Raw genomic sequence first — 25,787 nt, 5'->3', positions numbered from 1 at the left:
CGCCGACGTCGTCCGGGACGACCGAGAGCTATGCACTACTCGGTTGATCGGCCAGCATCGACTTGGTCAGGTCCGAGACCGCCGACCGCATGTGGGCTCGGATCGCCTTGCGCAATCGCGGCCCGTCTCCTGCGACGAGCAGGTCTACGAGCTGTCGGTGCTCTTCGACGAGGTCATGCGCATGCGGGTACGACCCTTCGAGGTTGACGATGCAGATGCGGGATTCTGCCGCGAGCGTCGAATAGATCCGCGACAGGCGCGAGTTCTTCGCCCCCTTGACGAAGGTCAGGTGAAAGCCGAGATCGAGTTCGGCCAGTCGCCGCCAGTCGCTCGCTTCGACCAGCGGTACCATGCGTCCGATGATCTTCTTGAGCGGTCGGGCCACCGCTGCCACTGCACTCGGCTCCTGGGCGAGGATGCCCCGGGCAGCGGCGAGCTCGATCGCTTCTCGAGCGGCGTAGATCTCAGCGACATCGGTCACACTCAGGTCGAGCACGAACACGCCACGGTTGCGGTGGCTGACCAGCAGGCCCTCTTGGCTCAGCCGCTGCAGCGCCTCCCGCACCGGACCACGTGAGACCTGCAGCTGATCGACGAGCACCGACTCCCGAATCTGCTCGCCGGGCCGGAACGAGCCATCGATGATTCGTTCGCGCAACTGGTCTGCGATCAAGACAGAGGTCGGTCGCCCCTCAAGAGCCGACAGTCCTACTTCACCCGCCATCATGTCCTCCTTGGATCGACATCAGTGTTTCAGATTCCTGAGCGTGGTTCAGGTTCGCGAGCGCGGAATCGCCACGTACTTCTGTTCGAGGAACTCGTCGATGCCGGACCTACCGCCCTCCCGACCGAGCCCGGACTGCTTGATGCCGCCGAACGGCGCCGCCGGGTTCGAGACAAGGCCGGAATTCAAGCCGACCATGCCCACCTCGAGTTCGTCGCTGAGGCGAAGGGCGCGGTCGATGTCCTGGGTGAAGAGGTAACCGACAAGCCCCCACTCGGTGTCGTTGGCGATGCGAACGGCATCGGCCTCGTCATCGAACGGGATGACCGGAGCAACCGGGCCGAAGATCTCCGCCGTCATCAGCGCAGCGTCGGCGCTGACGTCGGCAAGCACGGTCGGCGGGTAGAAGTAGCCGGGCCTGTCGGGGCGACTGCCGCCGATGGCGACCGACGCGCCACGTTCGACCGCGTCGTCGACGAACGACTGCACCTTGTCGAGCCCGGCCTGGTCGACGAGCGGACCGATGTCCGTGCCGGGTTCGCTGCCATCACCTACACGGAGCACCGCCATCCGCTTCGCAAGCTTCTCGGTGAACTCTGCGGCGACCGATCGATGCACCAGAAAGCGGTTCGCCGCCGTGCACGCCTCCCCCATGTTGCGCAGCTTGGCCGTCATCGCCCCGTCCACAGCGCGATCGACGTCCGCATCCGCGCAGACGATGAACGGGGCGTTGCCGCCGAGCTCCATCGACGACCGCATCACATTCTCGGCCGCCTGCCTGAGCAGGATCTTCCCCACCTCGGTCGATCCGGTGAAGCTCACCTTGCGAGCGATGCCGCTGCTCATCCAGGTGCTGACCACGGAGGATGAGTTCGACGTCGTCACCACGTTCAGCACCCCCGCCGGCAGGCCGGCCTCCAGCAGGATCTGCACGAGTGCGAGCGAGGTCAGCGGCGTCTGCGCCGCGGGCTTGAACACCATCGTGCATCCCGCGGCGACGGCCGGCCCGATCTTGCGAGTACCCATGGCCAACGGGAAGTTCCACGGCGTGACGAGCACGCAGGGTCCGACGGGAACGCGTGAGACCAGGATGCGATTCCTGCCGTCGCCGGTGGTCGTGTAGTCGCCGTTGATCCGCACCGCCTCTTCTGAGAACCAGCGGAAGAACTCGGCGCCGTACGCCACCTCGCCGCGGGCCTCCGCGAGAGGCTTACCCATTTCGGCGGTCATGATGGCCGCGAGCTCCTCGCTGCGTTCGATGATGAGTTCGTATGCCCGCCGCAGGATCTCACTCCGGGCGCGTGGCGCCGTCCTCGCCCAATCGGCTTGGGCATCGCCGGCCGCCTGAATCGCCCGACCGGCATCGGCAACCGAACCGTCGGCGACCCGGGTGAGCACTTCTCCCGTCGCCGGATTCTCGACGGAGAAGGTCTTGCCGTGCTCGGCGTCGACCCACTCACCGTTCAGGAAGAGGCCGGTGTGCAGGGCATCGATGACCGAGCGGGCGTCGGTCGGAGCTGTCAACAGGGTCATGATCGTCCTTTGTCGAAGGGGGGTCGTGATGGTGGGGTCGACGGTGCCGAAGGCGCCGCCGTGGTGGGCATCGTGCCGGCATCGACGAGTTCCGCGAGGTGCATGCCGGTTTGCTCTTTCGCAACCTGCATGAGCTGCATCTGGCAGCTGAATCCGTCGGCGAGCACCGGCGTCTCGGCGGCGGTTCGGCGCAGTGCGGGGATGAGCGCCTGTTCGGCGATCTGCATGCTGATGTCGAAGTGCTCCGGCTCGAATCCGAAGTTGCCGGCAACCCCGCAGCATCCGGTCGCTTCTCGAACGCTCTCCACACCGATCGCGTGCAGCGCCGTGACCTGACTCTTCGCCCCGAACACCGCGTACTCGTGGCAGTGGGTCTGCACTGTCACCTCCTTCGGGGCCCGGCCGTCACGCCAGTCGGGCTGCCATCCCGCTTCGACGAGCTCGGCCATCATGCCGGCGAAGCTGCGGATGCGACGAGCGACGCGACGGGCGGCGTCGGTGTGCACCAGCTCGGGAAGGTCTTTGCGGAAGGCCGCGGCGCAGCTCGGCTCGATCACCACGATGGGTCGGTCGGTGTCGTCGTCGAGGGCCTGCGCTGCCTTCGCCAATCGCTGCTTGGCTGCGTCGAGTTGGCCGGTGGAGATCATCGTGAGGCCGCAGCACACCTCGGCGTTGCACTCGACCGTGTTGCCGCTGCTGTTCAGCACCCGTCGGGCGGCTCCGGCCACCTCTGGCCGGAACCCCTTCGTGAAGCTGTCGATGACGAGCACGATCTCGGGGTCGGCCACGTGTTGCGTGCGGTCGAGCGCGCGCCGGAGCTGCCGCGCGCCGGCGAAGCGGGGCAGGCTGCGCTTGGTGGTCAGCCCGCCCAGCGCAGCGACCACCTTGCCGAGCGGCGAGGCGAGAATGACGTTCAAGAGCGGCGCCACGTGCGGCGTGAACCGCAACCAGACCGGCAACCACCCGAGCGAGTAGTGAGAGCGGGGGCGCAATCGCCGCTCGTAGTAATGATCGAAGAACTCCGACTTGTAGCTGGCCATGTCGACGCCGACCGGGCAATCGGTCGAGCACGCCTTGCACGACAGGCAGAGATCGAGGGCCTCGCGCACATCTTCCGACCGCCATCCCATCTCGACGCTGCGCGCGCCACGTACCATCTCCTGCAGGACTCGCGACCTGCCCCTGGTCGAGTCCTTCTCGTCGCCGGTCGCCCGGTAACTCGGGCACATGACGCCGCCGACCTCCGACCGGCAGCGACCGATGCCGACGCAGCCCTGCACGGCATGCACGAACGGGTCCACCGCCCGTTGATGCGGCGACGCGGTGTGCGGGGTCAGGTCGAAGCTCGTTCGCCATTCGCGCTCGGGAACGCCGTCGAGCGCGAGATTGTCGGCGAGTGCGTCGGCATCGACCAGAATGCCGGGATTCAGAATGCCGGCCGGATCCCAGGCGGACTTGAAGGCGGCGAAGGCCTCGAGCATCGCCGGCGAGTACATGACCGACAGCAGTTCACTCCGTGATCTGCCGTCGCCGTGCTCGCCCGAGAGCGACCCGCCGTGCTCGACCACGAGTTCGGCGGCAGCCAAGCAGAACGCCTCCATCACCGCACGCCCTGCGTCGGTGCGTAGGTCGAAGGTGATGCGCACGTGCATGCAGCCCGCGCCGAAGTGGCCGTACATCACGCCGTGCAGCTCGAATCGCTCGAGCAGCTCGCGGAATTCGGACAGATATGCGGCCAGGTGCTCGGGCGCCACGGCGGAGTCCTCCCAGCCTGGCCACGACTCGCCGCCGGTGTGCAGCCGCGCGGAGAGCCCGGCGCCGTCTTCACGCACCCGCCAGAGCGATGCCCGCTCGACGAGGTCCTCGACCACCCGGCCGGCGCGCATCCTGCCGTTCTCACGGAGCCGCGCGAGCAGTTCACCGGCCTCGGCCGCGACATCGGCGGGATCGTCGCCGTCGAGATCCACATACAGCCAGGCGCGGCCGTCAGGCAGACCCAGCACGGAGTCATCGCCGCGCAGGTGCCGCATGGTGTCGACGATGGCCTCGTCGATGCCTTCGACGGCTGCAGGAGAGAACTCGAGGATGGTCATGACGTCGCGGGCCGCTTCGACGACATCGTCGTACCCGAGGGTCAGCAGCAGCGCGGCGGCCGGCGTCGGCACGAGGCGCACCGTCGCCGCAACGATGACCGCACAGGTGCCCTCGCTGCCGACCAGCGCTCGCACCACATCGAAGTCGTGCTCAGGCAGCAGGTGAGCGAGGTGGAACCCCGAAACCTGACGCGGGATGCGCCCGAGTTCGAGACGGAACGCACTGAGGTTGGCGGCGGCGAGGCCTCGCAGCTCGTCGTTCAGGTCGGCGGCGCGCTGTTCGGCGAGTTGGTCTCCGGCGATGGTCGGCTCGAGACCGGAGCGAGTGGCGGTGAGCATGAGTCCGTCTGCCGTGACGATGTCGAGCGCAATGACGTGATCGGAGGTGCGACCGTATCGCACCGAGTGGTTGCCGCACGCGTCGTTCGCGATGGCGCCGCCGAGGGTGGCCCTGGATCTGCTGGACGGGTCAGGCGCGAAGGTCATGGCGTCGCCGGTCGCCTGCGCCACCTCCCGCTGCAGGGTCGTCAGCACGATGCCCGGCTGTGCGGTGGCCTCTTCGGCTGCCGCATCGACCCGCAGCACGGCGTTCATGTGGCGCGAGAAGTCGAGCACGATGCCGGCGCCGATCGCGCCTCCGGCCATCGACGTGCCGCCGCCTCTGCTCACGACCGGCACCCGAAGCCGGTGACAGAGTGCCAGCAGCTCGGCGACTTCGGACGCGGTGCGCGGGAAGGCGACTCCGAGTGGCTCGATGCGGTAGTTCGAGGCGTCGTAGGCGTACTCGGCCACGCGGCGCGGTGCCGTGTCGAGTTCGATGCCGAGCGCCCCCACCTGCCGGATCAGGCCGCCGTCGGCGGTGATCGTCATGACCGTTGCGCAACACGCAGAGCGGCGCCGAATCGACCGAGGCCGGTCTCGATCTCGTCGGCTGAGACGGTGAGGGCTGGGATGACGCGGACCACATTGCCGGCGGCGCCGCACGTCAACAGCAGCAGGTTCTCGGCGATGGCCGCCTGCTGCACCGCGCCTGCGAGCACCGCGTTCGGCGCTCCCGTCTCGCTGACGAACTCGACGGCCTGCATGAGGCCGAGACCTCGAACGTCGCCCGCGAGCGGGTTCGCCTCGGTCAGCGCCTTCAGTCCCTTCTGTAATTGGTCGCCCCGCTCCCTCGCGTTCTCGACCAGCCCCTCGTCTCTGACGACGTCCAACGTCGCCACGGCCGCCGCAGCAGCCACGGCGTTGCCACCGTACGTTCCGCCCTGGGAACCCGGCCATGCCTTCGACATCAGCTCGGTCGACGCCGCGATCGCGGAAATCGGGAACCCGCTCGCGAGCCCCTTCGCCGTGATCACCACGTCGGGGACGATCGAGCTGTGCTGGTGCCCCCAGAACCGACCCGTTCGCCCGACGCCGGCCTGCACCTCGTCGAGGATCAACACGATGCCGTGACGATCCGCGCGCTCGCGGAGACCTTCGAGGAAGCGCGGGGGCGTCGGGAGGTACCCACCGTCGCCGAGCACCGGTTCGATGATGAATCCGGCAGTGTCAGCTGGACTCGAGATCGTCTGGAGCAGGTAGTCGAGCTCAGTGAGCGCGAAGTCGATCGCGGTATCGAGATCCCAGCCGTAGCGGAAGGCGTGGGGGAACGGCGCGATGTGCACGCCGCCCATGATCGGGCTGAAGCCGGCGCGGAACTTGGTGCCGGCCGTCGTGAGCGACGCGGCGGCCACGGTACGGCCGTGGAACCCGCCGTGGAACGCGATGATGTTCGGCCGCCCGGTGGCCATCCGCGCGAGGCGGATGGAGGCCTCGACGGCTTCGGATCCCGAGTTGGCGTAGAACACGCTGTCGAGACCCTCGGGAAGCACCTCACCGAGCTTCTCGGTGAGGACGAGCAACGGCTTGTGCATCACCGTCGTGTATTGGGCGTGGATGATCAGGCCGGTCTGCTCCCGAGCGGCCGCCACGACACGCGGGTGGCAGTGACCGGTGCTCGTCACACCGATCCCCGTGGTGAAATCGAGGTACTCCGCTCCGTCCGCGCCGTAGATCCAACTGCCGAGTGCCCGCTCGACCACGACGGGAGTGGCTTGCTTCAGCAGTGGGCTGAGCGTGGCTTCCGGGGCGGTGGCTTCGTGGACGCCGATGGGCTGCGCGGTCGAGCTGAGAGTGGTCATATCGAGTTTCCTCACCGAAACAGATTGTCAACAATTAGACATTCTACGTGCCCGCCCCGACGACAAGCAATGCATATTGTTGACAATCCAAACATGTGGACTTCACACTGAGGGCGTGGATGATCTCGCAGACCTGCCCGCGACCGACCTCGTAGCCGCCTACCGATCGAAGGCGGTGTCGCCGGTCGAGGCCACCGAAGCGGCCTTCGATCGCATCGCCCGCTTCGACGCAGAGGTCAACGCGTTCTGCCTGATCGATGAGGAAGAGGCACTGCGGCAGGCGCGTGACTCCGAGTCGCGGTGGAATCGCGGCACTCCGGCCGGCGCGCTCGATGGGGTGCCGACCAGCATCAAAGACCTGTTGTTGACGCAGGGCTGGCCGACGCTCCGCGGCTCGCGGTTGTCGAACCCCGACCAGGACTGGAATGAGGATGCCCCGTCTGTGGCGCGGCTCCGCGAGGCCGGAGCCGTGCTGATCGGCAAGACGACGACGCCCGAATTCGGCTGGAAGGGCGTCACTGACAATCCGCTCACCGGCGCCACGACGAACGCATGGAACGAGACCCGAACGAGCGGCGGGTCGAGTGGCGGATCAGCCAGCGCCGTCGCGCTCGGGATGGGACAGTTGTCGGTCGGCACGGACGGCGGCGGGTCCGTGCGGATCCCCGCCGCCTTCTCGGGAATCGTCGGTATGAAGCCCACCTACGGGGCGATTCCGCTCTATCCGTCGAGTCCGTTCGGAACCCTCGCGCACGCCGGACCGATGACCAGGACGGTCGAGGACGCCGCACTGATGATGGATGTACTGTGCGGATTCGACGCTCGGGACTGGTCGGCGTTACGGCCGCCGACCGAGTCGTATCGGGCACGGCTGAACGACGGAATCGACGGACTGCGAATCGGCTACAGTCGCGATTTCGGCTACGCAGAGGTCGATCCGGATGTCGCGGCATCCGTCGAGCAGGCAGCGCGCGTTCTCGCCGGGCTCGGCGCGCGCATCGACGAGGTCGACCCCGGATTCGATGACCCGCGCGGGGCGTACCACGTACTGTGGTTCGCCGGCGCGGCAAAGGTGCTCGACGGGTACGACCCTGAGCGCTGGTCGGAGGTCGACCCTGCCCTGCTCGATGTCGCGGACGCCGGCAGGCAGATGAGCGCGATGGACGTACTCGCCGCCAACCAGGTGAGGGCCGACCTCGGTCGGCGGATGGGTGCGTTCCACGAGACCTACGATCTGCTGATCACCCCGACCGTGCCGATCGGGGCGTTCGAGGTCGCTGCGGAGACACCGGCCGGTCGAGGGCTGACTCGCTGGACCGAGTGGACGCCGTTCACCTACCCGTTCAATCTGACTCAGCAACCGGCCATCAGCGTGCCGTGCGGACTCACCCGAGACGGCATGCCGATCGGCCTGCAACTGGTCGGCCCGCGACACTCCGACGCGCTCGTGCTGCGGGCGGCCGCCGCCTACGCCGCTGCTGCGCCGTTCGGCGTGCCGCCGATGGGTGACGACGCCGGCCGGCCAGGAGCGACCGCCGGCTGATCTCCGCTCGCGATAACCTGATCAGGATGTCCGATTCATCCGCCCCCGCCCGGCCTCGCACGGGGGCCCGCCCCTTCACCTCCGCGACCGTCGCACTCGCCTCGGTGCTCGTGTTCGCCGGTTGCAGCCAGGCCGTGCCCATCGAGACCGCACCGCTCGCGAGCGACCCCGAGTGCGCCGCCGTCGTCGTGCGGCTCCCAGACGCACTCGCCAGGGACACGGAGGCCGAACAGCAGCAGCGCGAGACGAACGCGCAGGGCACGGGTGCATGGGGCGAACCGGCATCCGTCGTGCTGCGCTGCGGCGCCGAGGCCCCCGGCCCGACGACCGAGCGATGCGTGAGCGTCAACGGCGTCGACTGGATCATCGACGAGTCCGAGGCCCCGGACTACCTGTTCACCACGTACGGACGCTCGCCCGCCGTCGAGGTGCTCGTCGACAACGACGTCGTCTCGGGCACGACCGTCATCACCGAACTCGCCGCCGCGGTCTCGGTGATCCCGGCCGAAGGCGGCTGCACGAACCTCGACGCCGGCTAACGGCTGCCGCGCGCGTGACCCGCATCGATGAGTTCGGCGATGAGTTCGGGGTAGGCGAGCCCTGACTGCTGCCAGCACGTCGGGAACATGGAGATCGGGGTGAAGCCCGGCATCGTGTTGATCTCGTTGACGACGAATCCCTCGTCGGTCAGGAACACGTCGACCCGAGCGAGCCCCTCGCACCCGATCGCCTCGAAGGCCCGCCGCGCGATGCGCTGCAGTTCGAAGAGCTCGCCGTCACCCAGCCCGGCCGGGCAGATCAGGTCGACCCCGGGCGCATCGAGGTACTTCGCCTCGAAATCGTAGAAGTCGCGTCCGGTGACGACGACCTCCCCCGCGGTGCTCACGCGAACGGGTGCCCCGGCACCGCCGAGCACGCCGCACTCGATCTCGCGGCCGACCACGGCCGCTTCGACCAGCACTGAGTCGTCTTCGGCGAACGCGGTCTCGAGCGCCGCATCGAGCTCGGACCAGTCGGTCACCTTCGTGACCCCGACCGAGGATCCGGCCCGCGCGGGCTTGACGAACACGGGGAGTCCGAGCGCCCTCGTGCGGCGCCCCCACAACTCACGATCCTCGTCGAGTGCCGAGCGCGTCAGCGTCACCCACGGCGCCACGGCGATGCCCGCGCCCTCGAGCACGGTCTTCGTGAAGTGCTTGTCCATGCCGATCGACGAGGCGAGCACCCCGTTGCCGACGTACGGCAGGCCGAGGAGTTCGAGCATCCCCTGGATCGTGCCGTCTTCGCCGAACCGCCCGTGCAGGATCGGGAAGACGACGTCGACGTCGCCGAGCGAGCGTTCGCCCGAGCCGCCTGTTTCAGCGGACGCCGTCGTCACGCGGAGCTCTCTCGACGACGCGCTCTCCGGCAGGCGCACCCGGCTGCCGTCATCGACGATCTCGGGCAGGTGCGCCGGGTCGAGGGCGAAGCGATCGGGATCGTCGGACTCGAGCACGAACGCGCCGTCACGGGTGATCCCGACGGGGATCACCTCGTATCGGCTACGGTCGATCGCCCGAAGCACTCCGCCCGCCGTGGCGCAGCTGATCGAATGCTCGCTGGAACGCCCTCCGAACAGCAGAACCACCCTGAGCTTGTCCATCGATCGTCCTTTCGCCCTGCGGCTCGTCATCGGTCGTGAGGTGCGGCGCGATGTCTCTCGGGTCGAGCGTGCCCGCGAGCACCTGCCGAACCTGTTCGACGATGGGCATGTCGACGCCCTTCGCGCGCGCCAGTTCGAGGATCGGCCCGACCGATGCGAGCCCCTCGGTGGTCTGCTGCATCTGATGGACGACGTCGTTCAGGTGGTAGCCCTGGCCGAGCAGCCGGCCCGCGGTGTTGTTGCGCGAGAGCGGCGACTGGCTCGTCGCGATGAGGTCGCCGAGCCCGGCGAGACCCGCGAGGGTCTCGGGGTGCGCGCCGTAGGCGACCGCGAAGTCCGTCATCTCGACGAGGCCGCGCGTGATGATCGACGCCTTCGTGTTCTCGCCGTAGCCGACGCCGTCGACGATGCCGATCGCGACGGCGATGAGGTTCTTCAGCACACCGCCGAACTCGGTGCCGATCACGTCGGTGTTCACGAACGAGCGGAAGTAGCGGTTGCGGGCGACGGATGCCACGGCCTGCGCCGTCTCGAGGCTCGCCGACGACACGACGGCGGCCGTCGGCTGCTCCTTCGCGATCTCGAGCGCGAGGTTCGGCCCCGAGATGACCGCGATCTGCGCCGGGTCGATGCGCAGCACCTCGGCGATGACCTCGCTCATGCGCATGCCGGTCGACTTCTCGACGCCCTTCATGAGCGAGACCACGGATGCCTGTGCGTGCAGGTGCGGCGCGACGAGCGCGAGGTTCTCGCGCAGCGATTGGCTCGGCACCGAGATGAAGACCTGCTCGGCGCCCGCGAGCGCGAGATCGAGACGGTTCGTGGCCCTGAGGCCGAGCGGAAGGTTCACGCCCTGGAGGTAGTCGCTGTTGCGCTTGGCCTCCTGGATCTCTCGTGCGAGTTCCGGGCGCCGGGCCCACAGCACGACATCGGCGCCGCCGTCGGCGAGGATCTTCGCGAACGTCGTGCCCCAGCTGCCTGCGCCGAGCACGGCGACCCGCTTGCCTGCCGACTTCCTGGCGGGAGCTCTAGTCTTCAAGACGACCCGTCTCCTTCTGACCGTGCTGCGTCGGATCCCAGCGTTCGGCCGGCGCCGGTTCGCCGCGCACCTCCGAGAGCAGTTCGGCGATCGCGTCCATGAGCTCGCCCGTCGCGGCGAGCAGCGTGCGCTGGTCGAGCGGGCCGCCGCGGTAGGCGCTCAGGTCGAGCGGTTCGCCGACGATGACGTCGATCGTCTTGCGGGGGAAGGGATGGAGCTTCCTGCCGTAGCGCGGCATGAGCTCTTGAGTGCCCCAGTGCGCCGCAGGAATGACGGGGATGTCGCGCTCGAGCGCGATGCGCATGGCACCCGTCTTGCCGCGCATCGGCCACAGGTCGGGGTCGCGTGTGAGCGAGCCTTCGGGGTAGACGACGACCATGCGGCCCTTCTCGACCAGCTCCTCCGCGGCGCGGAGCGCACGGTGGCTCTGGCTGCCCGCACGCTCGACCGGGATCTGCCCCGACGTTCGGAGGAGCCAGCCGAGCATCGGGTTCTTGAAGAGCGAGGCCTTGGCGAGGAACCGCGGAGCCCTGCCGAGCTTCCACACGGCGGCACCGATCACGAGCGGATCGATCTCGCTGTAGTGGTTCGGCGCGAGCACGAATGCGCCCGACTGCGGCATCCGCTCGCGGTGATGGAACCGGTAGCGCACCGCGAGGCTCAGGGGCGGGAGCGCGATGGCTGCGAGCAGCCAGAAGAACGACGGTCGGCGGGTCTCCGAACGCGGCTTCACCGAGCTCTTCGGGGGTGTGTCGTCGTGAGGCACTCCCCTATTATCCTTCGAGTTCGAAGTCCGCCCCGAGGAGCTCCAGCTTCGTGATGAAGTTCTCGTAGCCTCGTGCGATGATGCCGACGTTCGACACGGTCGAGCGGCCGTCTGCCGTGAGCGCCGCGATGAGGTGGCTGAATCCGCCGCGCAGGTCGGGCACCTCGATGTCGGCGCCGGTGAGCTTCGTGGGCCCCGAGATGACGGCGGAGTGCTTGAAGTTGCGCTGCCCGAAGCGGCAGGGCGCTGAGCCCAGGCACTCCTTGTGCACCTCGATCGACGCTCCCATCTCGACCAGCGCATCGACGAAGCCGAAACGCTGCTCGTAGACGGTCTCGTGCACGATCGACACGCCCTTCGCCTTCGCGAGGGCGACGACGAGCGGTTGCTGCCAGTCGGTCATGAAGCCGGGATGCACGTCGGTCTCGATGATGACCGGTGAGAGCTCGCCCCCGGGGTGGAAGAAGCGGATGCCGTCATCTTCGATCTCGAAGTCGCCGCCGACCTTGCGGAAGACGTTGAGGAAGGTGAGCATCTCGGCCTGGCGTGCGCCGCCGACGAAGATGTCGCCGTCGGTCGCGAGGGCCGCAGCAGCCCAGCTCGCCGCCTCGTTGCGATCGAAGAGCGCGCGGTGCGTGTAGCCGTCGAGCTTCTCGACGCCCTCGATGCGGATGACCCGGTCGGTGTCGACCGTGATGATCGCGCCCATCTTCTGCAGGATGTTGATGAGATCCATGATCTCGGGCTCGATCGCCGCGCCCGAGAGCTCGGTGATGCCGTCGGCGAGCACCGCGGTGAGCAGCACCTGCTCGGTGGCCCCCACGCTCGGGTAGGGCAGCGACACCTTGGCGCCGTGCAGGCCGCCCGGCGCCGACATGCGGATGCCGCTCGGCAGCTTCTCGACGATGGCGCCGAAGTTGCGCAGCACCTCGAGGTGGTAGTCGATCGGCCGGTCGCCGATGCGGCAGCCGCCGAGGTCGGGGATGAACGCCTCGCCGAGGCGGTGCAGCAGGGGCCCGCAGAACAGGATCGGGATGCGGCTGGAACCCGCGTGCGCGTCGATGTCGGCCATGTGGGCGGTCTCGACCGCCGAAGGGTCGAGGATGAGCTCGCCCTCGTCGGCGCCCGCCGTCACGCTCACGCCGTGCACCTCGAGGAGGCCGCGGACGATGCGCACGTCGCTGATGTTCGGAACGTCTTTCAGCACGCTCGGGGTATCGCCGAGGATGGCCGCGACCATCGCCTTCGTGACGAGGTTCTTCGCGCCCTTCAGCTCGATGCGCCCGACCAGCGGCTTGCCACCGTTGATCGTGATCTTGTCGACGTCCAGCCCGACTGCGGTCGCGTGGTTCTTGGCATCCTGCCCGAGTGTGTTCACAGACTCCCTGATTCCGCCGGCTCCCGGATGGGGAGCGTCTTCGGCCGCCACGACTCTCGATGAGACTCGAACTCGGCGATGGCTGCTTCATCTCTGAGGGTGAGCCCGATGTCGTCGAGCCCCTCGAGCAGCCTCCACCGAGTGTAGTCGTCGATCTCGAACGGTACGTTCAGTGACCCGACGGTCACTGTTCGCTCAACCAGATCGACGGTCACGGCTATTCCCGGGTCGGCCTCGACGACCGCCCAGAGCCGTTCGACGTCTTCGTAGGCGACCTGGGCAGCGACGAGTCCCTGCTTGCCCGAGTTGCCGCGGAAGATGTCGCCGAATCGTGAACTGATGACGACGTCGAAGCCGAAGTCGCGCAGCGCCCAGACGGCGTGCTCTCGGCTCGAACCCGTGCCGAAGTCGGGGCCGGCGATGAGCACCTTGACGCCCTGGTACTCAGGGCGGTTCAGCACGAACTCGGGGTCCTGTCGCCAGGCGTGGAAGAGGGCGTCGTCGAATCCGGTCTTCGTGACGCGCTTCAGGAACACCGCGGGGATGATCTGGTCGGTGTCGACGTTCGAACGGCGCAGCGGGGCTGCGGTGCCGGTGACGGTCGTGATCTTCTCCATGTCAGTGCTCCTCTCCCGCGGTCTCCAGATCCCAGGGACTCGACAGTGTGCCGCGCACGGCGGTGGCGGCGGCGACGAGCGGCGACACGAGGTGCGTGCGGCCGCCCTTGCCCTGGCGACCCTCGAAGTTGCGGTTCGAGGTCGAGGCGCAGCGCTCGCCGGGGGCGAGCTGATCGGGATTCATGCCGAGGCACATCGAGCACCCGGCGAAGCGCCACTCGGCACCGAAGTCGGTGAAGACCTTGTCGAGGCCCTCGGCTTCGGCCTCGAGCCGCACACGAGCCGAACCGGGCACGACCATGACGCGCACGCCCTCGGCCTTCTGCTTGCCCTTGATGATCGAGGCGAAGGCCCGCAGGTCTTCGATGCGGCTGTTGGTGCACGAGCCCATGAAGACCGCGTCGACCGCGATCTCCTTCAGCGGCGTGCCGGGCTCGAGCGCCATGTACTCGAGCGCGCGCTCGGCGGCGGCGCGTTCGTGCTGGTCGTCGATCGACGCGGGGTCGGGCACCGTGTCGGAGAGCGAGACCCCCTGGCCGGGGTTCGTGCCCCACGTGACGAACGGCTCGAGCGCGTCGGCGTCGATGAACACCTCGGCGTCGAACTGCGCACCCTCGTCGGTCGCGAGCGTCTGCCAATACGCGACGGCGGCATCCCACTCGGCACCCGACGGCGCGTGGTCGCGACCCTCGAGATACGCGTACGTCGTGGCATCCGGTGCCACCATGCCGGCCCGCGCACCCGCCTCGATCGACATGTTGCAGATCGTCATGCGACCGTCCATCGAGAGCGCACGGATCGCGCTGCCACGGTATTCGAGCACGTAGCCCTGCCCGCCGCCGGTGCCGATCTTCGCGATGACCGCGAGGATGATGTCTTTCGCGGTGACCCCGGGTCGCAGGGTGCCCTCGACGTTGATCGCCATGGTCTTGAAGGGCTTCAGCGGCAGGGTCTGCGTGGCGAGCACGTGCTCGACCTCGCTCGTGCCGATGCCGAACGCCATCGCACCGAACGCGCCGTGCGTCGAGGTGTGCGAGTCGCCGCAGACCACCGTGATGCCGGGCTGCGTCAGGCCGAGTTGCGGGCCGACGACGTGCACGATGCCCTGCTCCTTGTCGCCGAGCGAGTGCAGGCGGATGCCGAACTCGGCGGCGTTGCGACGCAGCGTCTCGATCTGAGTGCGGCTCGTGAGGTCGGCGATCGGCTTGTCGATGTCGAGCGTGGGTGTGTTGTGGTCCTCTGTGGCGATCGTCAGGTCGGGCCGGCGCACCGGGCGACCGGCCATGCGCAGGCCGTCGAAGGCCTGCGGGCTGGTGACCTCGTGCACGAGGTGCAGGTCGATGTAGATCAGGTCGGGGGTGCCGTCTTCGCCCTGTTTGACCAGGTGGGCGTTCCACACCTTCTCGGCCAGGGTGCGGGGGTGTTCGCCCGCCGCGACATCTTCTGTGGTGGGCGCGGCGTTCGTTGGTGCTGCGTTCATGCGTTCGTCTTCCTCAGGTCCAGGGGTCAGCCGACGACAGACTCCGCGGCGGGGAAGGCCTCAGAAGGAAGCCCCGCCGCGGCAACGAAGGAGCAGAGGTCGTCGTTCGCGCACCACATCAGGCTAACACCTCGCAGGCATCGCCCCGGCCCCGTCGCCCGCGGTCACGCGCGCTCGACGCGCACCGCGAAGGTGCCGAGCTCGACCTTGTCGCCCGGTGAGAGCACGACGCGCTCGCCGGGGTCGAGGTCGTGCTCGGCGCCGTGCGCGTCGGTGACGAGCACGCCGTTCGTCGAGTGCAGGTCGGTGATCGAGAGCTCGGCACCCTCGAGGTCGACGATCGCATGGGTCTTCGACACCGATTTCGCCGGGTCGGCGACCGGCACGAGCGTCGCGTGCTGACGCACCGGCACCGGTGCCGGGTCGCGGCCGAGCACGAGCGATCCGCCGACCTGGAAGCGCTGGCCGTCGTCGAGCGCGAGCACCCACGGCCCGTGCGGGGCCGCTTCGTCGGCCGGCACGACCGGATCGGGCGGCGGCGCCGGAGCGCTCACCGGCGCGAACGTCGGGAAGGAGGCCGGCGCCACGGCGGGCGCAGGCCTCGGCGGCGCCTCGACCGTATCGGGAATCAACCCGGGAGGCGGAACGATGAACCCCTCGTGCTCCACGGCTCCACTCTAAGCGAGAGTGCTACGAGGTCGCCGCCCCCGCCTCGCCCGGTTGCACACGCGTCGCCGACTTCGCCGACTTCGCGGGCTTCGCCCCCGAGATGTCGACCTTCGCCCAGTCCCGCTTCGAACGGATGCGGAATCGACTGAAGAGACGGCGAAGACGACCGGATGCCGCGCGCGCCAGTCCGACCGATTCGAGCGCCTCGGCCCAGCTCTGCTCGACGACGGCCTCGTCGACCTCCTGGCCGTCGAACACGGCGCGGTCGGTCGCATCGGCCAGCGGCATCACCCGGATCCCGCTCGCGGGCGCATCGGTTCGCACGACGCGCACCGGTCCGGTGTCGCTGTGCACCGCCCGAACGTCGCCGAGTCCCTGCTCGTGCAACTGCTGCTCGATCGCCGCTGCCACCTGACGGCGGCTGCCGATGCGGGGCACGTCGAAGCCGAGCTCGGCGAATTCGTCGGTCATCTCGTCCCATGCTCCGGCGACCCGGCGGTCACCGGATCCGCGGTTCCGTCGCCGGCTGCGACGCCGGGCCTTCAGCAGAGCGAACACGAGCATTGCGCCGAAGAACAGCAGCAGCGGAATCCCGACCACTCCGGCCGTGATCCATGCCCAGAGCGGGATGACGAACGGCTGTTCCTTCTTCTCGTCGTCGCTGTCGTCGATCTCGACGGCGGTGAGCAGGTCCTCATCCTCGTTGTCGCTGCGCGGAGGCTGGCGCACCTGCGGCTGCGGCTCGGTCTTCGGCTTCGGGGTCTGGTCCTGCGGGATGTCGGTCTCGTCGGGGGTCGGGTGGAACGGAACCCAACCCACACCGTCGAAGGCGACCTCGACCCAGGCGGTGACGTCGTCTCCGACGACCTCGACCGAGTCGTCGTCGTCGCCGATCTCCGGCGCGAACCCCATCACCACACGCGAGGGGTAGCCCAGATGGCGCGCCATCAATGCCATCGCCGAGGCATATTGCTCTTCATCGCCGATCATCTGGCTCCGTGTGAAGAGCTCGATCATGCGGTCGGCGCCGTGTCCGGCGCGCGAGGGCACCGCGTCGGAGGCGAGCCCGTGGCTCAGGAAGCCCTGAGTCTTCAGGGCCGTCTCGATCGCGCGCAACTGCTCGATCGGCGTCTCGGCGGTGCCGGCGAACTCCTGCGCCTTGGCGACGACGACGTCAGGGGTGTTCTCGACCGGCGCGAGGTCGACCTGCGCCGTCGGCGTTTCGATGAGGTCGTCGTCGTCGACGCCCTTCTGCAGGGTCGAGTCGATCGAGTAGCGGTATCCCTCGGACGCACCGCTCGTGAGCACGGCAGTGCCCGTCGCGGAGTTGTACCGCAGGTCACCCGCGTTGTCGGCGCTCGCCGAGTTCTCGAACGTGAGCCGTGTCGGGTACCCGACCCCCGGCAGCCACACGTCGTCGTAGCCCGAGATCTCGATCTCGGCCGTACGCTCGCCGCCGGCCCGCATGAGCGAGGGCAGCTTGAGCGTCTCGCCGACGAGCGAGAACCCGCCGTCCGACGAGGTCATCTCGTCGGGACCGGCGACGTTCCAGAGCCGGCCGTCGTACGAATCCATGCTCGCGAGCCGGATGACGTCGCCCGGTTCGAGCCCGGTCGCCGTGAAGATCGGGGTGTCCGCAAGGTCTTTCGTGTACGAACGGAACCCGGCGAGCGGGCTCGGGAAGGCGAGCGGGTCGAACGGCGGCGTGATCTCTTCACGGAGCACGAAACGGTCGGGCTGGGTCGGGGCGAGCGCCGTGCCCGCGAGGGCGCCGACGAGCACGGCACCGATGACGAGCATGCCCGTTCCGGTGAGCTTGCGGCGGCGCAGCCGCCTCGCGCCCGAATCGCTGGCCGAGGGAGCTGCGCTCCGGCGCCATCCGAGCCAGATGAGGGCGATCACGGCGAACGCGACGCCGCGCACGCCGGCGAAGTAGGTCTCGTCGGTGCCGAGCAGGATGCCGGAGAGGAAGAGCAGCGCCGGGCCGATGAGCAGCACGCTCGCGCGGGCCGGCGAGCGCCTGACCGCGAGCCACCGGCTTGCGAGCATCGTGCCGACGAGTGCGACCAGCCACGTCGCGAAGTACGGCACGACCGGGATGTAGTACGGGGCCTCGACGGGCGTCTGCAGCGTCACGATGTCGGCCCAGCCCCACACGGCGCCGAGCGCGAGCCCGGCGAGCGTCTCGAGGCTCGGCACGAAGCCGAGCAGCGACTGGGCGGGCATCGTGAGCACACTGCCGAAGAGGAAGTAGCCGAGCAGCGCCGCGAGCACGTTCGTGACGATCCCGAGCCGCAGCATGTAGCCGAGCACGCCGAATGCGGTGCCCACGACAAGGCCGCCGACGCCCGCGATCAGGAAGTTGTGGTCGCCGAACGACGTCTCGTAGCCGATGACGCCGAGGAGCGACAGGATGGAGAGGATCGCGATGTCGGGCCACACCTGCGATGGGAAAGCCCTGGTGGCGGCCTGCGCCGCCGGCGCGGCGGGCTGAACGGGAGCGAGGGTCTCGGTCACGGCCGCACCCGCCGCATCACCCGGGGAAGGTCGGTGATCTGGCCGATCGTGACGACCGTGAGGCCCGACACCTTCGCGATGCGCGACGGCGCCCCGAGCTCGGCGCGGAATCCGATGGTCTGCGTGTCGAGTCCGAACACGGTCTCTGCCGCGCGGAAATCGGCGAGCGGAACTTGGGAGCCTCCGACGAGCATGACGACGCTCGGCGCCGGCAGCCGCTTCGTGGCGTCGCGCGTGAAGTCGCGCAGGTTCGCGTGGTCACCGGAGGTCTCGACCAGGCGCGAGGTGTCATCGAGCAGTGACGTCGGGGTGGCGGTGGAGAGCGGCATCCGCTCGCTCACGATGCTCATTCTGGTGCCGTCTCGAACGACCTGCACGCCGATCGATGCGGTGATCGAGATCGCGAGCTCGAATTCGTCGTCGGAGGCGTAGGCGGCCCGATCGGTCGTGTGCACGATCGTGAGCTGCGAGCGCCGGGTCTCCTCGAACTGACGCACCATGAGCTGGCCGGTGCGGGCCGAGGTGCGCCAGTGCACGTTCCGCAGCGCGTCGCCGGGCTCGTAGGAGCGCAGCGCGTGGAAGGAGATGTCGTCGTTCGTGATCGTCTTGGTGACCTCGCCCTCGAGGTCGCGCACGAGGCCCGACGCGCTCGGCGCGAGCCGGGCGGTCACGGGATGCACGAAGAGCTCGACCTCGTCGGTCCAGCGCACGGTGCGGCGGAGCAATCCGAGCTGGTCGCCGCGAACGGTGATCGCCGGGCCGGCGACGATGACCGCACGACGGTGCGTCGGCACGGCGAAGAGCTCGTCGTGCTCGGCGCCCGGGGCGAGCACGGGAATCATGAACTCCGCCACGCCGCCGCCGACGGGCAGTTCCATGCGAGAGGGGATCGAGGCGCTCGCCGCGACGTTGGTGACGACCATGCGCCCCGAGCGCCCGCTCCCCCGCGACGACGCGGTGCGGGTTCAACTCGATGTGCACTCCGAAGTTGGCGCGACCGAACACGAACGCGACGGCGACGATGAGCGCCGCAGCGAGGGTCGCGCCGACGTAGGCGAACTCGATCCAGCCGAAGGTGCGGCTGAGCGCGAACGCCACCACTGCCCCGGCGGCGACGATCCAGCCGATCGGAGACGACGCTCGTGACCGGGGCCGCGAACCCGAAGACGCGCCCCAGCGCTTGGCCAGAGAGCCGGAGTGCGTTGCGCACTCCGCCCGCGACGGCGCGCCAGAGACCCCGCAGCGCGATGGCAGCCTGCGAGGGCACGCGCGGTGGAGCGTCGGCGCGTTCGGGCGTGGCGGTACTCGTCATGCCGCGCGGTACGCGGGCGGTTCGATGTCGACCAGCACTCGGCTCACGATGTCTTCGGCGGAGACTCCGGCGAAGTCCGACTCCGGGTCGACGATGATGCGGTGCGCGAGCACCGGCACGGCGAGTTCGCGCACGTCGTCGGGCGTGACGTAGGTGCGCCCCTGCGACAGCGCCCAGGTCTTGACGGCGCGCGCGAGCGCGAGCGCGCCGCGCATGCTGACGCCGAGGGTCGAGTCCTTGTGACTGCGGGTCGCGCTCACGATGTGGTTCAGGTATTCGAGCACGGATGCCTCGACGAACACCTCGGACGCGAGCTGGGCCATCGCCGAGATCGAGCCGGGGGCGATGATCGGCGACACCTTCGACGCGCGCGCGCGATTGGACGAGTCGAGCAGCAGGGCGACCGCCGTCTTGTGGTCGGGGTAGCCGAGCGATGTCTTGATCAGGAAGCGGTCGAGCTGCGCCTCGGGCAGCGTGTACGTGCCCGCCTGCTCGACGGGGTTCTGCGTCGCGATCACCATGAACGGACGACCGACCTCGTGGCTCACGCCGTCGACGGTCACCCGGCCCTCCTCCATGACCTCGAGAAGCGCCGACTGGGTCTTCGGGCTCGCCCGGTTGATCTCGTCGGCGAGCACGATCGAGGCGAAGATCGGCCCCTTGTGGAACTCGAAGACGCCCTTGCCCTGGTCGTAGATCGTCACGCCCGTGACGTCGGACGGCAGCAGGTCGGGGGTGAACTGGATGCGCGAGTTGGAGCCGTCGAGCGTGTTGGCGAGCGCCTTCGCGAGCACCGTCTTGCCCGTGCCCGGCACATCCTCGAGCAGCACGTGGCCGTCGCTGAGCAGCGCCGTCACGACGAGCCGGATCACCTCGCGCTTGCCGAGGATCGCCTGGTCGACGTTGTCGACGAGTTTCGCGAAGGCGTCGGAGAACCAGTCCGCCTGTTCCTGTGTCACGGTCATGTGGTCAGTTCCAATCCTGTCTGCCGCTGCTGTACGTCTTGCCGCCCGCGTCGATCTCGACCCAGACCGAGGGCTGGCCGCAGTGGCCGCCGCCTTCGGACCATCCACCGCGGAACGAGCCGCTCCCGTTGCCGCCGACCGAGATCGACGCCGTGCGGAAGTACGATCCACCGCAGTACGTGCGGAGTGTATACGGGCCGCCCGGCGGGAAGTTCGAGACGTCGACGTTGTAGTACGAGCAACCCGGGCGGCCGCTCGACTCGCACGTGGTCGAGGTGCCTCGGCTCAGCGAGACCGAAGGCGGGGGCGCCGGCTTGTTCTCGACGCCGAACGTCGTCTTGCCGATCGGGCCCTCTGCGTTGCTGCCCATGTTCTTCGCACGCACTTCCACCGTGTGGGTGCCAGCGCCGAGGTTGTTGAAGCGCTGCGATTCGCCGCTCTGCCACCCCGACCAGCCGCCCCCGTCGATGCGCGTCTGGTACTGCACCGCACCGCCGCCGGTGTCTGCGGGCGCGTTCCAGGTGACGTTGACGTCGGCGGGCGCGTAGCCGATCGACCCGTGCCCGACGCTTCGCGGTGCGGTCGGCGTACCGTACGGGGTCGCGCTCTTCGAACCCGAGGGCTCGGACGTGCCGATGGCGTTGACCGCCCGCACCGTGAAGGTGTACGCGGTGCCGTTGTTGAGGCTGCCGAGGGTCTGAGCTCTGCCCGCATCGTTCGCGTCGAAGTTCCATTCGCCGCCGCCGGGTGATGCGGTGACGATGTACCCCGTGATCGGCGAGTTGTTGGTGGCGTTGGCCTTCCACGTCAGCTTCACCTTGGCGTCGCCGCTCTCGATGCCCGTGATCGTCGGGGGGTCGGGCTTGTCGCGGACGATCACCGTGGCCCGGCCCGTCACCTCGCGACTCGGATCCTTCGTGCCGTCTTGCACGGTGTAGACGACGCTCAGTTCGCCGGTGAACGAGGGGCCGGTCTTGACCGTGATGTCGGTCGCCGTGAAACTCACGCTCGCCGACGAGCCGACCGACTCCTGATCGATCTCGGCGCCGATGACCCGCAGGGGGGTGCCTTCTGCCGCGAACGGATTGATGTCGTTGGAGAGCACGTCGATCCGCTCCGACTGCGCCGGCTCCATCTCGACCGGACCGTCGGGGCGCGGCACCGGCTTGGGGCGCGACGAGGTCACGACCTCGACCTCGATCGAGCCGGGCACCGAGAACTCCTTGTAGTTCACCGTGAACGTCAGCGTCGTCTTCGTGCCGGGCTGCACGCCGAGCGGTGAGCCGACGGTGAGCGTCGATCCATTGATGCCGGCGTTGAAGTCCGCGTTGCCGCCCTGCAGGCTGTTGTACGTCAGCTCCTGCAGCACCTTGTCGCTCGGGTGCCCGCTCGACTCGCGCAGGTTGATCTCCTGCGGTTTCTCACCGGCCTCGACCTTGATCGAGCGCGGCGTGAAGGTCGGCGGAACGTCTTCGAAGTTCGGGTCGCCGACGGTGACGGGAATCGTGAGGAAGGCCTTCTTGCCCTTCGGATCGGTCGCGCTCTCGCCATCGGTGACCTCGAACGTGACGGTCGCCTGACCGCGGTAGTCCTTCGCGGGCGTGTACGTGAGCGTCGAGGCATCCGTCATCGGCGACGTGCCGTTGCTGTTGGACGCGGTCGCCGACAGGATGCGCGCCGGCTTGCCCGACGGAACGATGACGATGTCGCCGACGTTCCACGAGATCGTGCCGTTCATTCGCACGATCTGCGGGCCGAGTGCAGCGAGGTACGGCGGCGGGAACGCGTCGTCTTCCTTCTTCTCGGCCTCGGGGTCGACCTTCGGCGGAACGATGATGAACGCCATCGCCGAGAGCTCGTCGATGTCATTGGTGAGCCGATAGGCGATCGCCTGCCGCTTCGACGTCGGCTTGACCTTGACGGTGCCGTCGGTCATCACCTCGGCGTTGTCGGCGTTCGGTCCCTCGAGCGTCACGACGAGGTCTTCGACGAGACCGCCCGGATTCTGGGCGTCGTTCAGCGGCTCGACCGTGACCGAGTTCTTGTCGACGACCTGCTTCGGCTCGATGACCTGGTCGTGCGCGGTCGGCGGCTCGATCTTCGCGTCTTTCGCGACGAGCACCTGGATGAAGGCGCCGTCGGCGCCGCCGTGCCCGTTGGTGATCTCGTATCGCACCGAGTTGCCGCCCTCGGCCTCGGGAGCCTCCACGAGCACGCGATTGTTCTTCACGCTCGCGGTGAGACCCTCGCCGACCTCGGGGAGCTTCTTCTGCACCTTGATCGGGTAGCCGCTCGGATCGGAGTCGTTCGCGAGCACGTCGATCGCCGCACGGCGCCCCGGTCGCAGTTCGACGACATCGTCGACGGCATTCGGCGGCAGCGCCTCGGCCGGCCGCGGGATGACCCCGATGCGGATCGTGCCCGTCGCGGTCTCCCCGCCGGTATCGGCAACCTCGTACGTGAACGACTCGGTGCCCGCTGACCCGGCATGTGCCTCGTAGCTGATGTGCGTGCTGCCGGTCTCGACCACGCGGCCGAGCGATGGCGGTGTCGTGATGCCGACGAGCGTGACGGAGTCGCCGTCGGGATCGATGCCGTTGAGGGGCACGTCGATCTTGACCGCGGTGCCCTCGAAGGTGCGCGAGGTGAGCGGCATCGGCAACGGCGGCCGGTTCGACTTGGCGTCGGGGCCGACGACCGTGAAGCGAACCGAGGCGGTCGCCGTCTGCTCGTAGTCGTCGAGCACGCGGTAGGCGACCGTGTACACGCCGGGCTCCGTCGGGGCCTGGTACCGCACCGTATCGCCGGCGACGAAGACGAGGCCGCCTGCGCCCGAGGCGTCGGCGAGCTCCCGGTCGAGCGTGAGCGGCGCGGAATCGGGGTGGTAGTCGTTCTCGAGCACCGACACCGTCGAGATGTCACCGGCGCGCACCGTGACCGCGTCGTCGACCGCGACGGGCGGCTGGTGCTTCACGAGCGGCGGCACCGGAACGACGGTGACCGTGCTCGTCGAGGTCGCGATGCCGTCGGAGACGGTGTAGGCGAACTGCAGTTGTTCCGTCAGCGCCTGCGAGGCGGTGATGCGGGTCACCGTGTTGTTCAGTACCTCGACCGAGAGCAGGTCGCCGGATGCCTCGGTGTCGACCGTCTGCACGGCGAGCACGCGCCCGCTCGCCGACACGTCGTTGGTGAGCACCGAGAGCGTCGTCGGCTCACCCGGGCGCAGGTAGGCCGTGTCTTTCACGGCGATCGGCGGCGGGGACTCGCCCGGCACCTCCTTGACGTCGACCCGGATGAGCCCGACGCTCGTCGCGGCGCCGGCGCCGAGGTTGTACAGGAAGATGTGCGTGCCGACCTGATCGGAGGAGAAGGCGATCGCGCCGCGCTCGAGGTTGGGCACGACCGATGCGCTGCTCGGCGTGTCCTCGACGCCGAGGAGCGTCAATGGCTCGCCCGACGGGCTGAGGTCGTTGACGAGCGGCTCGATCATCGTGGTCTCGCCGACGAAGACCTCGGCGAAGTCGGGAGTGCCGACGGGGTTCAGCGCGCCGGGCTCCTTGACGTCGACGGAGAGCACGCCTGCAGACGTGGCCTTGCCGTCGGAGACGACGAACTGCACCTCTTTCGTGCCGAGTTCGCCGGTCTTGTGTTCGAACGTGACGAAGCCGTCGGGAGCGAACCGCACCGAGTCGCCGCTCGTCGGCGATGCCGTCACGAGGAAGACGTCATCGCCGTCGGGGTCGACCCAGTCGGCGAGCACGTTGTAGCTCATGGACTTGCCCTGCTCGACGCTGATGGCGCCCGCGCGCATCGCGACCGGCGGGTTGTTCTCCGCCATCGGGCGAATCGTCACGTCGACGTTGGCCTGCGCGACGCCGAGGCGGCCGTCATCGGCGGTGTACTGGAACGACACTGTGCCGGTCGCGCCGGGCGCGGGCGTGAACTGCAGCGCGCGACCGCCGTCGATGACCTCGAGCCGGCCGGACTGCTCGGCGATCTCGCTGACCTTTGCCACCGTGAGCACGTCGCCGTCGGGGTCGGTGTCGTTCTCGAGCACTTCGAGGAGTGTGGTGCGCCCTGGCCGGACACCGAGGCTGTCGTCGCGCGCGGTCGGCGGACGGTTCACCTCGCTGCGTTCGGCGAGCGTGTCTTCGAAGGTCTGCTGCGAGGCCTTCTCGTCGCCCTCTTCTGCGTCGGTCTCGTCGGGCGGCGTCACTTCGTCCCAGTTGTCGACGAGACGCATGTTCGAGTCGACCAGCCACACGTTGCCGTTCGACAGGTTGTTGAGCGCGATGACGCTGCGATTCACCCGGAACTCGAGCCGCGAGCCCTTCGTCGGCTGTTCGATCGTCTGGAGTGACTGCTCCTCGCCGTCGCAGGCGTTGAGATACCGGCCGATGCCGGCCCAGGCGCCGTGGGCGCAGCCGTCGAGCCACACCGGGCTCGCGACCTCGTCGGCGGCTGCAGGCGTGCGGAGATCGGCGGGGAGGACCACTTCGTCGCCACCGCCCAGTGGCACCTGCACGAGGGCGTCGCCCGTGGCGAGCAGCACCGAGCCCGTCTCGGCGCCGACCTGCTGGATCTTGAGTGCGGTCTCGGTGAGCTCGCGCGCAGCGCCGTCGATGACGACGGCGTTGTTCTCGGTGTCGAGCACGACGGGTTCGTCGCCGACGATCGACAGCTGGTGCTCGTCGATCGAGGGAAGTTCGCTCACTTCGGGCTCGGCACCCGGCGATGCCACACGAACGAGTTCGTCGTCCTCCGACGAGCTCGCGTAGACCACGCCGTCTTTCGACACCGCGACGTGGGACCCCTTGCCGAGCCTCGCCTTGGGCTTCGTGTCGGCCGGGTTCAACTGCAGTTCGCCGGCGGCGCCGGTGATCCAGAGCTCGCCCTTCGGCGAGAGGATCGCGAGCGTCTCGCCGCCGTGGGCGACCTCGGACCCGGGAGGAGCCGCGACGCCCTGCCCGAGGGTCGTGAACGCGGGGTCGATTCGCTCGATCGAGCCGAGGCTCTCGTCGTAGAGGAAGACGTCTTCGCCGTCTTGGAGCACGTCGAAGGCGTTCGACGCGGTGTTCACTGCGGCGTCGAGCTCCTCGATCTGCCGGTTGAGGCGGCCGGCGAGCAGTTCCTTGCCGTTCGTGACCCAGACGTCTCGCACCGAGAGGTCGACATCGGTGACGGGAAAACCCTGATGGAGCACGGCGAAGGTGAGCGGAACTCCGGCGAGCAGCGAGATCGCCACGGTGGATGCGGCGGCCTTGCGCGTGCGCACCCACGACGTGAAGGTACCCAACCGTCTACTCCCTCGAATATCGTTCAGCTCGAC

General features: G+C 68.6%; 17 protein-coding genes. 2 read left to right on the top strand and 15 right to left on the bottom strand.

What is annotated here, in order from left to right:
- Positions 1–28: 28 nt before the first annotated feature.
- From FHG54_RS08265 to FHG54_RS08250, 4 genes are all read right to left on the bottom strand, one after another.
- Positions 29–658: a GntR family transcriptional regulator gene (locus FHG54_RS08265; protein WP_233437731.1), complete on the bottom strand. Its 630-nt coding sequence runs from the start codon at positions 656–658 to the stop codon at positions 29–31.
- A gap of 114 nt (positions 659–772) precedes the next feature.
- A complete protein-coding gene (locus FHG54_RS08260; RefSeq protein ID WP_139416847.1) occupies positions 773–2,257 on the bottom strand; it encodes an NAD-dependent succinate-semialdehyde dehydrogenase in 1,485 nt (494 codons plus the stop codon).
- Entirely contained in the window at positions 2,254–5,334 is a 3,081-nt protein-coding gene (locus FHG54_RS08255) for an FAD-binding and (Fe-S)-binding domain-containing protein (protein ID WP_420837410.1), read from the bottom strand. The genes FHG54_RS08260 and FHG54_RS08255 overlap by 4 nt, the downstream gene beginning before the upstream one ends.
- Entirely contained in the window at positions 5,217–6,530 is a 1,314-nt protein-coding gene (locus tag FHG54_RS08250; RefSeq protein WP_139416846.1) for an aspartate aminotransferase family protein, read from the bottom strand. Before FHG54_RS08250 ends, FHG54_RS08255 begins: the two co-directional genes overlap by 118 nt.
- A gap of 115 nt (positions 6,531–6,645) precedes the next feature.
- Between FHG54_RS08250 and FHG54_RS08245 the strand changes: the two genes are divergently transcribed.
- Positions 6,646–8,073 (top strand): amidase, encoded by a 1,428-nt coding sequence (locus FHG54_RS08245; RefSeq protein ID WP_198169704.1) that lies wholly within the window; start codon positions 6,646–6,648, stop codon positions 8,071–8,073.
- A 26-nt stretch (positions 8,074–8,099) separates the two neighbouring features.
- Positions 8,100–8,612, top strand: a complete 513-nt coding sequence (locus FHG54_RS08240; protein ID WP_139416845.1) for a DUF3515 domain-containing protein — start codon at positions 8,100–8,102, stop codon at positions 8,610–8,612.
- On the opposite strand, the gene FHG54_RS08235 is transcribed toward FHG54_RS08240, so the two are convergent.
- The 11 genes from FHG54_RS08235 to FHG54_RS08185 all read right to left on the bottom strand — a co-directional run bounded on the left by FHG54_RS08235 (position 8,609) and on the right by FHG54_RS08185 (position 25,754).
- The gene (locus tag FHG54_RS08235; RefSeq protein WP_139416844.1) at positions 8,609–9,715 is read right to left on the bottom strand and encodes a D-alanine--D-alanine ligase family protein; all 1,107 of its coding nucleotides are present in this window, start codon (positions 9,713–9,715) and stop codon (positions 8,609–8,611) included. The genes FHG54_RS08240 and FHG54_RS08235 overlap by 4 nt on opposite strands.
- Complete coding sequence (locus tag FHG54_RS08230) at positions 9,615–10,754, bottom strand: NAD(P)H-dependent glycerol-3-phosphate dehydrogenase (protein ID WP_232331273.1); 1,140 nt, start codon at positions 10,752–10,754, stop codon at positions 9,615–9,617. Before FHG54_RS08230 ends, FHG54_RS08235 begins: the two co-directional genes overlap by 101 nt.
- Positions 10,744–11,520, bottom strand: a complete 777-nt coding sequence (locus tag FHG54_RS08225; RefSeq protein ID WP_232331272.1) for a lysophospholipid acyltransferase family protein — start codon at positions 11,518–11,520, stop codon at positions 10,744–10,746. The genes FHG54_RS08230 and FHG54_RS08225 overlap by 11 nt, the downstream gene beginning before the upstream one ends.
- Positions 11,521–11,527: 7 nt before the next feature.
- Positions 11,528–12,898, bottom strand: a complete 1,371-nt coding sequence (murA, locus tag FHG54_RS08220) for a UDP-N-acetylglucosamine 1-carboxyvinyltransferase (RefSeq protein ID WP_139416843.1) — start codon at positions 12,896–12,898, stop codon at positions 11,528–11,530.
- Complete coding sequence (gene leuD, locus FHG54_RS08215) at positions 12,895–13,515, bottom strand: 3-isopropylmalate dehydratase small subunit (protein ID WP_139416842.1); 621 nt, start codon at positions 13,513–13,515, stop codon at positions 12,895–12,897. The genes murA and leuD overlap by 4 nt, the downstream gene beginning before the upstream one ends.
- A gap of 1 nt (position 13,516) precedes the next feature.
- Complete coding sequence (gene leuC, locus FHG54_RS08210; protein WP_232333624.1) at positions 13,517–14,995, bottom strand: 3-isopropylmalate dehydratase large subunit; 1,479 nt, start codon at positions 14,993–14,995, stop codon at positions 13,517–13,519.
- Between the two features lie 164 nt (positions 14,996–15,159).
- Positions 15,160–15,663 (bottom strand): FHA domain-containing protein, encoded by a 504-nt coding sequence (locus tag FHG54_RS08205; protein ID WP_139416841.1) that lies wholly within the window; start codon positions 15,661–15,663, stop codon positions 15,160–15,162.
- A gap of 22 nt (positions 15,664–15,685) precedes the next feature.
- Positions 15,686–18,181, bottom strand: coding sequence for a transglutaminase TgpA family protein (locus tag FHG54_RS08200; protein ID WP_139416840.1), 2,496 nt, complete (start codon positions 18,179–18,181; stop codon positions 15,686–15,688).
- On the bottom strand, positions 18,178–19,104 hold the full coding sequence (locus tag FHG54_RS08195) for a DUF58 domain-containing protein (protein WP_139416839.1): 927 nt from the start codon (positions 19,102–19,104) through the stop codon (positions 18,178–18,180). The genes FHG54_RS08200 and FHG54_RS08195 overlap by 4 nt, the downstream gene beginning before the upstream one ends.
- Before the next feature lie 385 nt (positions 19,105–19,489).
- The gene (locus tag FHG54_RS08190; protein ID WP_198169705.1) at positions 19,490–20,458 is read right to left on the bottom strand and encodes an AAA family ATPase; all 969 of its coding nucleotides are present in this window, start codon (positions 20,456–20,458) and stop codon (positions 19,490–19,492) included.
- 4 nt (positions 20,459–20,462) lie between these two features.
- Positions 20,463–25,754, bottom strand: a complete 5,292-nt coding sequence (locus tag FHG54_RS08185) for an Ig-like domain-containing protein (RefSeq protein ID WP_139416838.1) — start codon at positions 25,752–25,754, stop codon at positions 20,463–20,465.
- Between the last annotated feature and the right edge of the window lie 33 nt (positions 25,755–25,787).

This window comes from Agromyces laixinhei (genome assembly GCF_006337065.1).
GTDB lineage: Bacteria > Actinomycetota > Actinomycetes > Actinomycetales > Microbacteriaceae > Agromyces > Agromyces laixinhei.
This window is presented reverse-complemented; position numbering and strand designations above follow the sequence as displayed.

Excerpts from the sequence above, each read along its gene's own strand:
- FHG54_RS08240 (WP_139416845.1), top strand. The coding sequence starts at position 8,100 with ATGTCCGATTCATCCGCCCCCGCCCGGCCTCGCACGGGGGCCCGCCCC.
- FHG54_RS08260 (WP_139416847.1), bottom strand. The coding sequence starts at position 2,257 with ATGACCCTGTTGACAGCTCCGACCGACGCCCGCTCGGTCATCGATGCC.
- leuD (WP_139416842.1), bottom strand. The coding sequence starts at position 13,515 with ATGGAGAAGATCACGACCGTCACCGGCACCGCAGCCCCGCTGCGCCGT.
- FHG54_RS08250 (WP_139416846.1), bottom strand. The coding sequence starts at position 6,530 with ATGACCACTCTCAGCTCGACCGCGCAGCCCATCGGCGTCCACGAAGCC.
- FHG54_RS08195 (WP_139416839.1), bottom strand. The coding sequence starts at position 19,104 with ATGGTCGTCACCAACGTCGCGGCGAGCGCCTCGATCCCCTCTCGCATG.
- FHG54_RS08190 (WP_198169705.1), bottom strand. The coding sequence starts at position 20,458 with ATGACCGTGACACAGGAACAGGCGGACTGGTTCTCCGACGCCTTCGCG.
- FHG54_RS08235 (WP_139416844.1), bottom strand. The coding sequence starts at position 9,715 with ATGGACAAGCTCAGGGTGGTTCTGCTGTTCGGAGGGCGTTCCAGCGAG.
- leuC (WP_232333624.1), bottom strand. The coding sequence starts at position 14,995 with ATGAACGCAGCACCAACGAACGCCGCGCCCACCACAGAAGATGTCGCG.